The following is a 15,179-nucleotide window of genomic DNA, read 5'->3' on the forward strand; positions in this document are numbered from 1 at the left end:
AGGTGATAATATGAAAATTTTATTTTTGACTCAATACTGTCCACCTGAAGTTGGCGCACCTCAGAATAGAATTTTTGAATTTGCAAAGCAACTAAAAAAATTTGATCATGAGGTTACAATATTAACGGCTATGCCAAATTATCCCAAGGGTGAAGTATTTGATGGATATAAAGGGAAAAAAATCGTAAAAGAAGAATTAGAAGGAATAAAGATTGTTCGTACAAGTATATATGCTACAAAAGATAAATCTTTTGTAAAAAGACTTAGAAATTATCTTTCTTTTACTTTTTCTTCTGTATTTACAGGTTCTAAATATATTGATAATCAAGATGTTATAATAACAGAATCTCCACCATTATTTTTAGGATGGTCAGGATATGTTTTATCTAAAAGAAAAAAGGCAAAATTTATTTTTAATGTATCCGATTTATGGCCTGAATCTGCTGTTAAATTAGATGTATTACATAATAAATTTCTTATAAAAGCATCTACTTGGTTAGAAGAATTTTGCTATAAAAAAGCAGCTGCTGTTACAGGACAAACAAAAGGTATAGTTGATAATATAGTAAATAGAGGTTTTGATAAAAATAAAGTTCATTTAATAACTAATGGAGTAGATACGGAGTTTTTTAAGAAAGAAAATAGAGATGAAAAATTAAGAGAAGAGTGGGGATTAAAGGATAAATTTGCAGTATGTTATGCTGGTATACATGGTTTAGCTCAAGGATTAGAAGTTATTATAAATGCAGCAGAGTTATTAAAGGAAGAAAGAGATATACAGTTTGTATTTATAGGAGATGGACCAGAAAAATCTAAGCTTATGACTATGGTAAAAGAAAAAAAATTAACCAATATTTCTTTTCAACCAGTACAACTTAAACCCAATATGCCTAGAATAATAGCGTCTATGGATGCTACTGTAGTTCCATTAAAAAAATTAGATTTATTTAAAGGAGCACTACCTTCAAAAATGTTTGAAGCCTTGGCATCTGAATTACCTATAGTATTAGCTGTAGAAGGAGAAGCAGAGAAACTTATAAATGAGGCTAATGCTGGAATAACCGTGGAGCCGGAAAATGCAAAAGAAATTGCACAAGCAGTTCTAAAATTATATAAAGATAAAGAACTTAAGCAAAAATTAGGGGAAAACGGTAGAAGATATGTTATAGAACACTATTCAAGAGAAAGTATAACTAAAAAATTAGAAACTATTTTATTAAATTTATTAAAATAGTTTAGTATAAATATTAATGTTCGTTTATGATTTTTTAGGTTGTATTAAATTTTATTTAGGGAGATAGTATAATGAATAAACTTAACAGTATAATGTCATATCTTGTATGTTTATACATATTTATACTTCCAATTTTACCAAGTAAATTTAAATATAAAAATATACCTATAAATGGAGATAGTGTTTTAGCTATTATTATAGTGGTGTATTTGGTAAATATAATAATAAATGAAGAAAGCAGAAAAAGATTTGTTAAAGGTATAAAAAATTTTTTCTCAAGTTATAATTCTGTTTTCCTATTTTTATGGGTAATTATGATGGGAATATCAGTTATATATGCTACGGATAAAAAATTAGCTGTACAAGAATGTATAAGAATGAGTACTTATATTATATTATTTTTTATAATTAAGTACCAGATGTATAAGAAAGAAATGATAAATAGAATTATTTATTCTTGTATATGTATGTCTTTTATAGTAGGTATAATAGGCATATATGAATATTTAGTTGGGACGGGATTAAGTCATAAAGGAGAATTTGAGTCTGTTATAAGAGTTGCATCAACTTTAGAAAATTCAAACAATTTAGGTGCGTTTTTTGTTTTGATGATTTTCCCATTTATAATTTTAGCTATCAAAGAAAAAGATAGATGGCGAAAAAGTTTATTTATAATTTTATCTATAATAGCTTTTTCTAATATAATAATGTCTTTTTCAAGAAATGCATGGTTAGCTCTTATTATTGGATATATAACATTAATTTTCATATTTGATTATAAATTAATATATGGAGCTATAGTGGGAAGTATAGGTATATTGTTTATACCTAAGATAGCGAATAGATTAAAAGAGGTTGGAGATCTATCACAAAATTTGTCTAGATTAAGTTTATGGGAAATTGCAATTAAAATGATAAAAGATAATCCTATACTAGGAGTTGGAAGTGGAAATTATAGAACTTTATATCCAAAATATTATAATAAAATTAAGCATTTAACTCACTATAAAGCTCAAGCAAACTTCCATCCACATAATGCTTATTTAAAAGCTCAATGTGAATTAGGTGTAGTAGGTTTTATATCATTAATAGGATTTTTAATATCTTCACTTATAAAAACTAATAGGTTCTCTAATAATGTAGATAATAATTTTTATAGGCATTTTTATAAAGGATTTACAGCGTCTACAGTAGCCTTTATGTTTATGAATTTCATAGATAATTTCTTCTCAGCACCTAAAGTAGTAGCTTTCTTTTTTATATTTTTAGCTATAAGTGATTCTTATTCATACAATATTGAAAATAAAAGTTTGTAAAAGGAGTTGTTTAAAACTCCTTTTTTAAATATCATTATATTTATCCGATAACTACCCGCTAATACTCCCATCTTCTTTAAAGTGGGAGTAAAGAGCGACTACGTCACTGGATAACGATTTCTAAGCTTTAGAGGGAGTAAAAACTTCCTCTGAAGCTTAGAAATCTGTTTATGAAATATGGAATGCTAGGAGATGATTAAAATAAAAGTACTTCAAATTATAACAGGTAATGACATAGGTGGTGGTGGAAAGCATGTTTTAAATTTATGTCATTATTCTAAAGATTTATTTAAGACTGTATTAGGATGCATAGGTGAAGGGCCTTTATATGACAAAGCAAAAGAACTAGGAATAGAAACAACATTATTTAGTAGTAAATGTTTTATGAATAGAGAAATAGAAGAATATATAAGAAATAATAATATAGACATAGCTAATTTTCATGGAGCGAAGGCTTTTTTCACTCATTATTTTATTAATAAAAAATTGAGTATACCTACAGTAGCCACTGTACACAGTAATTATAAAGAGGACTTTTTAAATAATAAATTAAAATATTATTTATTTACTCCTTTGAGTGTTAAAGGAATAAAGAGTTTTAATAATCATATATGTGTTTCAAATTATATAAAAGATATTTTAGATAAAGATAATATAGAAAGTAAAAAGTTTATAGTTAATAATGGAATAGATTTAAATTATTATAAAGGCAAAAAAGCTAATAATAATTTAAGAGAAGAATTAAATATTGAAGAAAAAGATGTTGTATATATAATGATAGCTAGAATGCATCCTATTAAAAATCATAACTTATTAATTGAAGCTTTTTACAAATTGGAACAAGAATATAAAAATGTAAAATTACTTTTGCTGGGAGATGGGGTAGAAGAGGAAAATTTAAAAGAAAAGGTAGACAAACTAAATTTAAATAGTAATATTATATTTTTAGGTTTTAAAGAAAATATAGAGGATTATATAGAAATAGCAGATATAAGTATATTAACTTCTTTAAATGAAGGGGGAGCACCACCTTTAGTTATATTAGAAAGTGGTATAAAAAAAGTACCTGTAATAGCATCTGATGTAGGAGATATACCTTATACTATAAATAAAGATAATGGTTTTTTAATAGATCCTACTTCTGCTCATGATATATATGATAAAATGAAGGAAGCCTACAATAATAAAAATCAATTACATATCTTAGGTGAAAATTTATATGATACTGTAATTAATAAATATTCTATAGAGAGTTTTTCCCAGTCCTATTATGAGTGTTATAAAAATCTAATTTAGTATTTTGGAGTGGATTAAATGAAGGAAAACAAAGCTTTAAAAAGTTCTGTTTTTGTCATGCTATTAATAATATTAGGAAAAGTCTTTGCATTAATAAGAGATTCTTTAATAGCAGCAAAATTTGGAGCTACTGATATAACAGATATATACAATTTTTCATTGGGTATAGTGTCCCTTTTGACTACTATAAGTTATGGGTTAACTACCACCCTTATACCAATTCATACGGAGAATTTGGAAAGTGGAAACAAGAAAGAAAGTAATAAATTTGTAAATAATGTGCTTAATACCTTTTCCATAGGAACTATTATCTTAACTATATTAATGATAATATTTGCAAAATATATAATCTATATTTTTGGTCCTGGATTTCAGAAAGACTTAATTGTTTTCAATACTTCTATTAAAATAACTAGAATAATGCTACTATCTTTGATTTTCATAAGCTTACAAAGTGTTATTACAGGAGTGTTGCAATCTCATAAACAATTTTTGGAACCCTCAGCTATGGCCATGATATCTAATATAGTCCATATTATATATCTAGTCTTTTTAGCTAGTAACTATGGAATGGTAGGTTTTGCAATAGCTGCAGTATTAGGTTTCTTTGCACAATTCATAATAAATATACCTAAATATAAAAAAATGGGTTATAAATATAGTACATATATTAATTTAGAGGATAGCAAAACTAGGCAAATGTTTAAACTTACAATGCCTGTTATAATAAGTACTTCTGTTATTCAATTAAACCTTGTTATAAATAGAGCTTTTGCTACTACTATTTTTGGGGGAGCAGCTACTATATTGGACAATGCAAATAAAATAAATACATTGGCCTATGAAGTATTCGCTATAGGGATAGCGATGATAGTTTATCCAACGCTATCTGAATTAGCTGCTAAAAATGATAAAAAGCAATATAAGGTGGAATTAGGAAGAGCTATAAATATAATACTTATAATAATGGTACCAGCAGCAGTTGGAATTGCAACTCTTAGGGAACCACTTATAAATGTAATTTTTAAAAGGGGAGCCTTTAGTGAGGATGCTGCTTCTTTAACATCACAAGTATTACTTTTATATACTCCAGCTATGATAGCTTATGGGGTAAGAGATATATTAAATAAAGCTTTTTATGCTATAAAAGATACTAAAACTCCTATGATTAATAGTTTTATAGGCATAATAATAAATGTAGTGATAAATGTTTTATTAATAAAATATTTAGGGGTTAGGGGGCTTACATTAGCGACTAGTATATCTGCATTTGTTATAACTATAGTTATGTTATTAGATTTAAATAAAAAATTAAATGGCATAGATATTAAAAATATAATTATATCCTTTCTAAAAGTAATTTTATCTGCTTTGTTTATGGGGATAATAGTTAATATTATAAATAAACTTACTTTATTAAGTTTAGGAGATGGAATGAAAGGGAGTAGTATATCAATTTTAATTTGTATGGTTATTGGTGCAGTCTGTTATACTTTAGCCATATATTTACTTAAAGTTAAGGAAATACAAGATATAGTAGAACCATTATTAAAAATATTAAAACTTAAAAAATAAATATTTAATTATATTGTAAAGGAAATTTAATTTTGATATAGTATAAACAGTATTTTAAGAATTTATTTATGATAAAATTTAAAAATACTATAAATATATTTTTGTAGATTATAATGTTTATGAAAAATATGTTATAATTGAATGCATTTATCTTAGGAGGAAATTAATATGAGTGATAATCCCAAGGAGTTTATAAAAAGATTTATTGGTTTTTCAGTGGGTCCGATATTATCAGCCATTATTAGCTTTTTTATTGTTCCTATAACTACATATTTTGTAGTCCCAGCAGAGTTTGGAAAAGCTTCTATGTACACAATGGCTTTGAGTATTAGTTCAATGTTTATATATTTAGGTATGGATCAATCTTTTACTAGAGAGTTTAATGCAGAGGAAGATAAAAAATCTTTATTTTGGAATTCCTTAATTGTACCTTTAATATTTTCATTAATACTAGGAGTTTTGTTTATTATTTTTTATAAACCACTATCTATATTAATGATTGATACTGTAGATATGTATATAGTAGTAATTTTAGCATTATCATTACCTTTTTCAGTTATAGATAGATTTAATTTATTATTGATAAGAATGGAAGAGAAAGCTAGATTGTATTCTCTTTTTAATGTAATAAGCAAAGTTATAAATGTAGTAATTTTAGTGCCTTATCTTTTATATATAGATAAAAGTTTTAAGGGAATAATAAATGCAGGTTTCGTGTCATTAGTTTTTATGTGTATAGTAGAATGCTTCTTTACAAGAGAATATTGGTTTACTAAATTTAAACTAAATAAAGCTTTAATAAATAAAATGTTTAAGTTTGGGTTACCTTTAATACCAGCATCAGTAATTGTTTGGTTTTTAAATTCTATGGATAAACTAGCTATGAGACAATGGTCTACTTTTGAAGAGATAGGGTTATATTCTGCTGCATTTAAAATTGTTGCGGTAGTAGATATAGTTAAAAGTGCATTTTGTACTTTTTGGACTCCAACTGCTTTTAGATGGTATGAGGAAAAGGTAAAAGAGGAAAATTTTATGAAGGTAAGCAATATGTTAATGTGCTTTATGAACTTTATGTTTGTAGGTATAGTTTTATTTAAGGATTTAATAATAAAAATAATGGATGCAAAGTATGCTAGTTCAGCTATTATAGTTCCATTTTTATTATTGTTACCTATAATGTATACCGTATCAGAATCAACTTGTTTAGGAATATCTTTTTCAAGAAAAACATCTTACAATATAATAGTGTCATTAATAGCAGCTGTGGTTAATTATATTTTAAACTATTTATTGGTACCAAAGTATGGAGCTTTAGGAGCTTCTATTGCCACAGGAATAGCTTATACAGTATTCTTTTGGGTAAGAACACTTATATCAAGAAAACTATGGTTTAAATTTAAATTAGGTTTTTATATATTAAATACAGCTTCTATGCTATTGTTAGCAACATTAGATGTGTTGTATAATAATGTTTATATAAATATTGCTATAGCTTTATTTATTGTATATATAAATAGAAAAGAAGTTAAATCCATTATATCTTATATTAAGATGTTTTTAAAAGATAGAAAAAATAAAGCTGTTGCTTAATGTCATTAGGAGGTTAAAAATGGAGTTTAAAATGCCAATTATAGATGTAGAAAAAGATATAAAAAGTAAAAAAATGCAATTTGTTATAAAAAGATTTTTAGACATAATATTATCCTTAATAGGGATAATTGTACTATCTCCAATATATTTTCTTTTATTTTTATGGATAAGATTAGATTCAAAGGGCCCGGCGCTATTTAAACAAATTAGGGTAGGAAAAGATAACAAAGATTTTGTAATATATAAGTTTAGAACAATGGTAGTGGATGCAGAAAAAAAGAAAAAGATAGACTTAGAAATAGAAGATATATCTAATTTTGTTTTCCAAAGCAGGAGTGATAATAGAATTACAAAGGCAGGAAAATTTTTAAGAAAAACTAGTTTAGATGAAATACCTCAATTATTTAATGTTTTAAAAGGCAATATGACTTTAGTAGGTCCAAGACCAGAAATTCCAGATGTAGTTAAACATTATCCAAAAGAGTATGCTCAAAGGTTACTAGTAACTCCAGGGATAACAGGATTAGCACAAGTTAGTGGACGTGGAGAAATAGAGCTCTCTAAAACTGTTTATTATGATTTAACTTACATAAAGAATTTTTCAGTTTGGTATGATATAAAAATATTATTTCAAACAATATTTAAAGTCTTTAAAAATGAAGGAGCTTTTTAATATAAAATTAGTTTTGGTTAAACTAGTTTAAAAACTAAAGATAATTTGAATATTTTATAGATAGCTACATTAGTGTTTGTTAATTATAAGCTGAAATATTACTGCACAAGTACCATTAATTATAGTTTGTTTACAAAGTTTGATATAATAACTATAATTAATGTATATTGTGCATTTTTAATTTTAGGGGTGAATAAATGAAAACAGAAATGTTAGGATATAGTATATTTAATGGTAGTAAAGAAGAACTTTTAAATATAATAGATAAATATGAAAAAGTCAATATAATTTCTGGTAATCCAGAAGTTTTATATAATGGACTAAATAATGAAGAATTATTTAAAAATTTTACAGATAAAGATTCAATAATTATACCGGATGGAGTAGGAGTTGTTCTAGCTTCAAAAATTATAAAAAGTCCTGTGAAAGAAAAAATTGCAGGTATTGAATTAATGGACTCTATATTGAAAAATTGTAATAAGAATGGTAAAGCTGTGTATTTGTTAGGAACAACGGAAGATGTATTAAAGGAATGTGAAAGAAAGCTATTAATAAAATATAGAAATTTAAATATCATAGGTAAGCACAATGGTTTTTTTGATATGGATAATTGTAAAGATATATTAGAAGATATTAAAGAGTCAAAGCCTTATGCTTTATTTATAGCTATGGGATGTCCAAGGCAGGAAAAATTTATAAGTAAATATATGGATAAGCTTCCTTGTAAGATTTATATGGGTGTAGGAGGAAGTTTTGATGTATTTGCGGGAAAAGTAAAAAGAGCACCTAGATGGATGATAGATTGTAATTTAGAGTGGTTATATAGAGTAGTTAAAGAACCTTATAGAATAAAACGATTAGCATCTATACCTAAATTTTTATTAAAAGTAGCATTGAATAAACAGAATTCTTAGATTTAAGATCTAGTTTTACTTTCAATCAATGTTGGGGAATGGATTGTCTATAAGTATTATATAAGATTATAATTGTTAAATCTTATATTTATGAGATAAAAGTTAAAAATAACATCGAATATTATAAATAAAGAACACACATACTAATGAAAAAGGAGTGTGTTTTATGGATTTTTATGATGTTATTGAAGATAGAAAAAGTATAAGAAAATTTAAAAATGCAGAGATTTGTAAAGAAAAGATGGCAAGAGTAATAAATGCAGCTATGAGATCACCTTCTTGGAAGAACGAAACTTCTTATAAATTTATAATAGTACAAGATGGAACTAAAAGAATGGAATTAGCTAGTGCTATAATAAATAAATCTGATGAAGCTTCAGAAGCTATAAGAGTAGCACCTGTAACAGCTGTGGTTGTTGCGGATCCAGATAAATCTGGTACTATAGAAAACAAACAATATTATCTAGTAGATAGTGCTATAGCTATGGAGCATTTTATATTAGCAGCTACAGCAGAAGGCTACGGTACTTGTTGGATAGGAGCTTTTGATGAAGATAAAGTAAAAGGTGTATTAGATATACCTCAAAATTATAAAGTAGTTGGCATGACTCCTGTAGGAGAATCAAATGAAAATAAAGAAAGTCATCCTAAAAAAGATGTGAGAGAATATGTGTTTTTAGATAAATGGCATAATTCATATACAGAAAATATATAAACTAAAAAGTAATTTTAAAACATTTTTTTGAAATTTTGTAAAATATAAATTATTTTTAAATTAAAAAGCTATGAATTTACAGTATTATATTGTTAAACTCATAGCTTTTTATTATATAAAAACTACTATTAAATTAACTATTTTTTAGGTAAATCTTCTAAAGTTTTAAATTCATACCCATCATTTTTAAGTTCCTTTAATACAGAATCCAATATTTCAGTATTTGTTTTAGAAACTGCATGTAATAGAATGATACTTCCATTATGAACTCCATTTAATATTTTTTCCTTACCTTTTTCAGGAGAAGGCTGTTTATCTCTATCCCAATCATAATAGGCAAAACTCCAAAATATACTTTTATAACCTAAGTCTTCTGTATATTTTAAGGATAATTCACTGTATTTACCCATAGGTGGTCTAAAAAATTTAGGCATATCTTTTTTTGTAATATCTTTGTATAAATCTTCAACTACAGTAAATTCTTTTTCAAAGTTTTCCTTCCCTTTTAAGGCAACAGAAGCCATAGAAGGATGATGATCAGAATGGTTACAAACTAAATGGCCTTCATCAACCATTCTTTTTATTAAGTCTTTATTTTGTTTTATATAAGGAGCAGTTACAAAGAAAGCTGCCTTAACGTTATTTTCTTTTAATACATCTAATATTTTACCAGTATAGCCATTTTCATAGCCCTCATCAAATGTAAGATATAAATGCTTTTTAGAGGTATCACCAAGAAAATATCCAGAATATTTATTAAGATCATTTTCCATATCCTCTGGGATAGTAGCAGGCTCATTATTTTTGCTAGGTTTAAAGAACCAGTCTTTTTCTTTAGGGGATACATTAGATTCATCTTTAAATTTATTTATATTACTGCTAGTACTAGTATCTTTTTTTTCTTCTTCATTATTCTTACTATCGTTTTCATCGGCATTACTATTTTGGGGTTTATTTTCAGTATTATCTTGAGTATCTGTAGATTTAGTTTTTATGTTATTCTCCTCTATTTTTTTATTATTTTTATCTAAGTCTGCATTAAGTTTTTGATTAGAAGCATTTAAATTACAAGAGCATAATAAAAAAGAAGAAGCTAAAATATAAGAAATAACTTTTTTATTCATAAGTAAATCACCTATCCTTTTCTATGTTATACTTTTTATAGAATAATAAAGATTGTGGTGAGTAATATGAATGCATTTAAAGATAATATCGAAAAAATTTTTAATATATTAATATCTCCTATAAATAGTATTTACAAATATGAAGCTATTAATAACTTTAAACGTAAGTTATCTATTGGTAAATATGAGAATATATCCTTAGAATATTATGAAATTATAAAAGGAAAAAAAGAAACTGGAGTTATATACACCCCACAAGAGATTTCTAATTATATGATAGAAAATACCATAAGTAAAAAGGATATAATAAATAATCCATTTATAAAAATATTAGACCCTTCTTGTGGTTGTGGAAATATTTTGATTCCTTGTTTTTTTTATTTAAAAAATATATTTAAGGAAAATTTACAAGAGATAAATAAAAAGAATAATATAAATTTAAAAGAACAATATATAAACAAGCATATATTAGATAATAATTTATATGGTTTTGATATTGATTCAATAGCTATAAAAATATTGATAATAGATTTGTTTTATTTAACAGGATATTATAACAATAACAATTTTAAGAAAAAAGATTTTTTAATAGAAGATATAAATAATAATTTTGATGTATATATAGGGAATCCACCTTATGTTGGACATAAATCTGTAGATAAAGAATATTCAATGTTATTAAAAGAGAAATATGGATATATATATAAGGATAAAGGAGATATATCTTATTGTTTTTTTATTAATGCACTAAATTATTCTAACATAAATAGCAAAATAACTTTTATAACATCACGATATTTTATGGAGTCTAAAAGTGGGTATAATTTAAGGAAATACTTAAAAGAAAATTGCAATGTATATAAGATATTAGATTTTTATGGTATAAGACCTTTTAAAGGGGCAGGTATAGACCCGGCTATAATATTTATAGATAGAAGTATTAGTAATAAAGTAGAAATTATAAAGCCTTGTAGATGTGAAAAAGTAAAAATGGGCTTATTTTTTAACTATGAAGATAAATACGAAAAGTTTTATGTACATAGCTCCGAACTGAAACAAGATGGATGGGTTTTAATAGATGATGTTAGCAGAGATATAATAAATAAAATAGAGAAAAAGACTTATAAAAATTTAGAGGAAACATGTACAAGTTATCAAGGTATTATTACGGGATGCGACAAGGCTTTTATAGTTGATAAAAATACTATAGAAAAGGAAAATTTAGAAAAAAGCATAATAAAGCCTTGGATAAAAAGCAGTTATATAAATAGAGCAAGAATTAATTTTAGAGATAGCTTTATAATATATTCGGATTTAATAGATAATGTAGATAAATATCCTAATATAATAAAGCATATTGAAAAATATAAGGATAAGTTAGAAAATAGGCGAGAATGCAAGAAAAAGGTGAGAAAGTGGTATGAACTGCAGTGGGGAAGAAATTTCAATATATTTGAAGAAAAAAAGATAATATTTCCCTATAAGTCTAGTAAAAATAAGTTTTATTTAGATAGAAAAGGAACATATTTTAGTGCAGATATATATGCTTTAACTATAAATAAGGAAGAGACCATAGATTATAATAGTTTATTGATTATTTTAAACAGTGATATATATGAGTTTTATTTTAAAACTTTTGGTAAAAAATTAGGTGGTAGTTTATATGAGTATTATCCTAATACATTAATGAAATTAAAAATACCAATGATTAAGATAAATAAAGAAGAGGATTTATATAAATATTTTAATTTAAATGATAATGAAATAAAATTTATACAAAATAAGTTGTTAATTTAAGTGAAAAGTCATTTGAAAGATATCTATAATGTATACTTTTTAAAAAAGGGATATGAATATAGAAATTGTATAAATGGCATGACAATTATTATTTTAAATTTATAATATAAAAAATAAATAAAAATTTATAAAACTGTGCATTTTAAAATCTTTTTTATATAGATCTGATTTTATTTTCATATCCCTCTTTTCATATATTAAAGATAAAAAGTTATTATATTATAATTTTTTGTTATTTTATTAAGTCTTCCACAAATTTAGGTAATACAAAAGAGGCTTTGTGTAAAGCTTTTGTATAATATTTAGTTTCTATATCTATAGTATTTGAAAGATCAGTTGCAGCTGGATTTAATTTTTTAGAACCTATGGTAAAACTCCAATATCCGCTTGGGTATGTTGGAATAGCTGCCATAAATAATTTTGTTATTGGGAATACAGTTTTGGCATCATCATAAACTTTTTTTACTACTTCTGGTAGGTAAAAAGGAGTTTCTGTTTGAGCCACAAATATTCCTTTATCAGTAAGAGCTTGATATATTTCCTTATAGAAGCTTCCACCAAACAATCCTTCAGCAGCCCCAAAAGGATCTGTAGAATCTACTATTATAATATCAAACTCATTCTTATGTTCATGTACATATTTTATACCATCACCAATAAAAATTTCACATTTAGGATTATCTAAAGCACAGCTAATTGTAGGAAGAAATTCTTTAGAAGCTTTTATAACTTCTTCATCTATTTCGCATAATACTGCTTTTTCTACAGATGGGTGTTTTAATACTTCTCTTATAGTACCACCATCTCCTCCACCTACAACTAATACTTTTTTTGGATTTGGATGAGTAAAAAGGGGGATATGGGTTATCATTTCATGATAAACATATTCATCTTTTTCAGTAGTTTGAACTATACCATCTAATAAAAGCATATTTCCTAGAGTTTTTGATTTTACCATGGTTAGTTCTTGAAAAGGGGTTTTTTTATTTAATAGAGTTTTTGTAAATTTATAGTGCAACACAGGATCGCTTATTTGATTTTCTTTAAGCCACATATCCATATAGATATCTCCTTTCATAACGAAAATTTTAAATAATGAAAATAATCAAATAACATTATAACAATGTGTTCTAGAATAATCAACATAAAAAAAATTTACTTGAAATTTAGGAAAAATATGAATAAAAGCATTAAATATGGACAATACTAAAAAGAGATATAAAAGAAAAAAAGAAGGAAAATTATTCCATGTGTAGAATAGTAATATTGACGATTTATAAAAAAAACATGAAATTGGGGGGAATAGTATGTATCTAAAATTTGATAAAAAAGCAGACAAACTTATAGTAACTATGACAGGAGAATTAGATCATCATAGTGCAGAAGAAGTTAGAAATATAATTGACGATAGGTTAGATAGAGAAAATTTAAATAAATTAATATTAGATTTTAGTAAAGTTAACTTTATGGATAGTTCAGGTATAGGAGTGGTTATAGGAAGATATAAAAAATTATCATTGAGGAATGGAAAGGTATGTTTAACTAATGTACAAGAAGCAGTAAGAAGAGTATTTGAACTTTCAGGTATGTTTAAAATAGTAAATCTTTATGACAGTGTGGATGAAGCCGTAGAGAACTTATAATGGGGGGATTTATAAGATGTATGAAAACAAAATGAAAATAGAATTTTTAAGTAAGTCAGAAAATGAAAGTTTTGCTAGAGTATCAGTAGCGGCTTTTATATCACAGTTAGATCCTACAATAGATGAAATAACAGATGTTAAAACAGCTGTATCAGAGGCAGTTACTAATTCAATAATACATGGATATGAAAATAGCAAAAAGGGACTGGTATCTATTGAAAGTGAAATAAAAGGAAGAGAAGTTACAGTAATAATTTCAGATAATGGTGATGGCATAGATAATATAGAATTGGCTAGACAACCATTATATACATCAAGACCAGACTTAGAAAGATCAGGTATGGGATTTACGGTTATGGAAACATTCATGGATAGTCTTCAAGTTCATTCAGAAAAGGGGAAGGGAACCAAAATAATTATGAAAAAGGTTTTTAAATAATTAAGTTAGGTGAATAATATGAATAGTGAAAAGGTAATCATGGAAACTAAAAGTTTTGAAGACAACATGGAACTTATGGAAGAGGCAAGATCCGGAAATAAACAAGCTTTAGATAAATTAGTAGAAGTAAATTTACCCTTAGTTTCAGCAATAAGTAAAAAATTTTTAAATAGAGGATATGAATATGATGATATATTTCAAATAGGATGTATAGGTTTAGTAAAGGCTATAAATAATTTCGAAACAAAGTATAATGTGAAATTTTCAACCTATGCAGTTCCTATGATAATGGGAGAAATAAAGAGATTCTTAAGGGATGACGGAATAATAAAAGTAAGTAGAAGTATAAAAACAGCGGCAAAAAAATTACATTATGATAAAGAAAAGCTTTGTAAAGAATTAAATAGAGAACCTACTATAGAAGAATTATCACAGTTTTCAGGATATACTGTAGATGAAATATTAATGGCTACAGAGTCATCAAGTTCTCCTCAATATTTATATGATGTTATACATCAAGATGATGGAGCACCAGTTCTACTTATTGATAAAATAAGTGAAAATACAGAGGAAGATAATAAAATTATAGATAATATAGCATTAAAAGAGGCTCTTAAAAATTTAGATATTAAGTCAAGGCAAATAATAATACTAAGATACTTTAAAGATAAAACTCAAATAGAAGTAGCTAAACAACTAGGAATAAGTCAAGTACAAGTATCAAGAATAGAAAAAAAAGTATTAAAATTAATGAAAGAAAAACTTACTGTATAAAAACCATATGCATATTTTCATATGGTTTTTTATTTTTGTATAAAATTATATTTTTTCAAATTTATTAATTTCATTAATAAATAATT

General features: G+C 25.6%; 14 protein-coding genes. 12 read left to right on the forward strand and 2 right to left on the reverse strand.

Going from position 1 to position 15,179, the window contains the following annotated elements:
• Positions 1-10: 10 nt before the first annotated feature.
• From ACYUEW_RS07090 to ACYUEW_RS07125, 8 genes are all read left to right on the forward strand, one after another.
• A complete protein-coding gene (locus ACYUEW_RS07090) occupies positions 11-1,234 on the forward strand; it encodes a glycosyltransferase family 4 protein (protein ID WP_003483621.1) in 1,224 nt (407 codons plus the stop codon).
• A gap of 71 nt (positions 1,235-1,305) precedes the next feature.
• Positions 1,306-2,550, forward strand: coding sequence for an O-antigen ligase family protein (locus ACYUEW_RS07095; protein ID WP_460276515.1), 1,245 nt, complete (start codon positions 1,306-1,308; stop codon positions 2,548-2,550).
• 192 nt (positions 2,551-2,742) lie between these two features.
• On the forward strand, positions 2,743-3,846 hold the full coding sequence (locus tag ACYUEW_RS07100) for a glycosyltransferase family 4 protein (protein ID WP_003483625.1): 1,104 nt from the start codon (positions 2,743-2,745) through the stop codon (positions 3,844-3,846).
• 18 nt (positions 3,847-3,864) lie between these two features.
• Entirely contained in the window at positions 3,865-5,421 is a 1,557-nt protein-coding gene (gene murJ / locus ACYUEW_RS07105) for a murein biosynthesis integral membrane protein MurJ (protein WP_003483627.1), read from the forward strand.
• 168 nt (positions 5,422-5,589) lie between these two features.
• Complete coding sequence (locus ACYUEW_RS07110; protein ID WP_003483629.1) at positions 5,590-7,014, forward strand: lipopolysaccharide biosynthesis protein; 1,425 nt, start codon at positions 5,590-5,592, stop codon at positions 7,012-7,014.
• A gap of 19 nt (positions 7,015-7,033) precedes the next feature.
• The gene (locus ACYUEW_RS07115; RefSeq protein WP_003483630.1) at positions 7,034-7,687 is read left to right on the forward strand and encodes a sugar transferase; all 654 of its coding nucleotides are present in this window, start codon (positions 7,034-7,036) and stop codon (positions 7,685-7,687) included.
• A 197-nt stretch (positions 7,688-7,884) separates the two neighbouring features.
• The gene (locus ACYUEW_RS07120; RefSeq protein WP_003483632.1) at positions 7,885-8,601 is read left to right on the forward strand and encodes a WecB/TagA/CpsF family glycosyltransferase; all 717 of its coding nucleotides are present in this window, start codon (positions 7,885-7,887) and stop codon (positions 8,599-8,601) included.
• A gap of 166 nt (positions 8,602-8,767) precedes the next feature.
• Positions 8,768-9,316 carry a nitroreductase family protein gene (locus ACYUEW_RS07125; RefSeq protein WP_085333758.1) on the forward strand — a complete coding sequence of 183 codons (549 nt, stop codon included), beginning with the start codon at positions 8,768-8,770 and terminating at the stop codon, positions 9,314-9,316.
• Between the two features lie 137 nt (positions 9,317-9,453).
• Here ACYUEW_RS07125 and pdaA read toward each other — a convergent pair whose 3' ends face one another.
• Positions 9,454-10,440, reverse strand: coding sequence for a delta-lactam-biosynthetic de-N-acetylase (gene pdaA / locus ACYUEW_RS07130; protein WP_459566344.1), 987 nt, complete (start codon positions 10,438-10,440; stop codon positions 9,454-9,456).
• A 66-nt stretch (positions 10,441-10,506) separates the two neighbouring features.
• On the opposite strand from pdaA, the gene ACYUEW_RS07135 reads away from it, so the two are divergent.
• A complete protein-coding gene (locus tag ACYUEW_RS07135) occupies positions 10,507-12,237 on the forward strand; it encodes an Eco57I restriction-modification methylase domain-containing protein (RefSeq protein ID WP_459566345.1) in 1,731 nt (576 codons plus the stop codon).
• 232 nt (positions 12,238-12,469) lie between these two features.
• Here the strand turns inward: ACYUEW_RS07135 and speE are convergent, their stop codons facing one another.
• Entirely contained in the window at positions 12,470-13,297 is an 828-nt protein-coding gene (speE, locus tag ACYUEW_RS07140) for a polyamine aminopropyltransferase (RefSeq protein WP_459566346.1), read from the reverse strand.
• Between the two features lie 247 nt (positions 13,298-13,544).
• Here speE and spoIIAA point away from each other — a divergent pair, with 247 nt between their 5' ends.
• Genes spoIIAA through sigF form a run of 3 tightly spaced genes read left to right on the forward strand, consistent with a single transcriptional unit; the run spans position 13,545 to position 15,093 of the window.
• Complete coding sequence (gene spoIIAA, locus ACYUEW_RS07145; RefSeq protein WP_003483642.1) at positions 13,545-13,880, forward strand: anti-sigma F factor antagonist; 336 nt, start codon at positions 13,545-13,547, stop codon at positions 13,878-13,880.
• Between the two features lie 16 nt (positions 13,881-13,896).
• Positions 13,897-14,319 carry an anti-sigma F factor gene (gene spoIIAB, locus ACYUEW_RS07150; RefSeq protein WP_003494121.1) on the forward strand — a complete coding sequence of 141 codons (423 nt, stop codon included), beginning with the start codon at positions 13,897-13,899 and terminating at the stop codon, positions 14,317-14,319.
• 18 nt (positions 14,320-14,337) lie between these two features.
• Positions 14,338-15,093, forward strand: coding sequence for an RNA polymerase sporulation sigma factor SigF (gene sigF / locus ACYUEW_RS07155; protein ID WP_003483646.1), 756 nt, complete (start codon positions 14,338-14,340; stop codon positions 15,091-15,093).
• Positions 15,094-15,179: the final 86 nt, after the last annotated feature.

The sequence above is a fragment of the Clostridium sp. CTA-1 genome, from assembly GCF_054768215.1.

Excerpts from the sequence above, each read along its gene's own strand:
- ACYUEW_RS07090 (WP_003483621.1), top strand. The coding sequence starts at position 11 with ATGAAAATTTTATTTTTGACTCAATACTGTCCACCTGAAGTTGGCGCA.
- ACYUEW_RS07095 (WP_460276515.1), top strand. The coding sequence starts at position 1,306 with ATGAATAAACTTAACAGTATAATGTCATATCTTGTATGTTTATACATA.
- ACYUEW_RS07100 (WP_003483625.1), top strand. The coding sequence starts at position 2,743 with ATGATTAAAATAAAAGTACTTCAAATTATAACAGGTAATGACATAGGT.
- murJ (WP_003483627.1), top strand. The coding sequence starts at position 3,865 with ATGAAGGAAAACAAAGCTTTAAAAAGTTCTGTTTTTGTCATGCTATTA.
- ACYUEW_RS07110 (WP_003483629.1), top strand. The coding sequence starts at position 5,590 with ATGAGTGATAATCCCAAGGAGTTTATAAAAAGATTTATTGGTTTTTCA.
- ACYUEW_RS07115 (WP_003483630.1), top strand. The coding sequence starts at position 7,034 with ATGGAGTTTAAAATGCCAATTATAGATGTAGAAAAAGATATAAAAAGT.
- ACYUEW_RS07120 (WP_003483632.1), top strand. The coding sequence starts at position 7,885 with ATGAAAACAGAAATGTTAGGATATAGTATATTTAATGGTAGTAAAGAA.
- ACYUEW_RS07125 (WP_085333758.1), top strand. The coding sequence starts at position 8,768 with ATGGATTTTTATGATGTTATTGAAGATAGAAAAAGTATAAGAAAATTT.
- pdaA (WP_459566344.1), bottom strand. The coding sequence starts at position 10,440 with ATGAATAAAAAAGTTATTTCTTATATTTTAGCTTCTTCTTTTTTATTA.
- ACYUEW_RS07135 (WP_459566345.1), top strand. The coding sequence starts at position 10,507 with ATGAATGCATTTAAAGATAATATCGAAAAAATTTTTAATATATTAATA.
- speE (WP_459566346.1), bottom strand. The coding sequence starts at position 13,297 with ATGGATATGTGGCTTAAAGAAAATCAAATAAGCGATCCTGTGTTGCAC.
- spoIIAA (WP_003483642.1), top strand. The coding sequence starts at position 13,545 with ATGTATCTAAAATTTGATAAAAAAGCAGACAAACTTATAGTAACTATG.
- spoIIAB (WP_003494121.1), top strand. The coding sequence starts at position 13,897 with ATGTATGAAAACAAAATGAAAATAGAATTTTTAAGTAAGTCAGAAAAT.
- sigF (WP_003483646.1), top strand. The coding sequence starts at position 14,338 with ATGAATAGTGAAAAGGTAATCATGGAAACTAAAAGTTTTGAAGACAAC.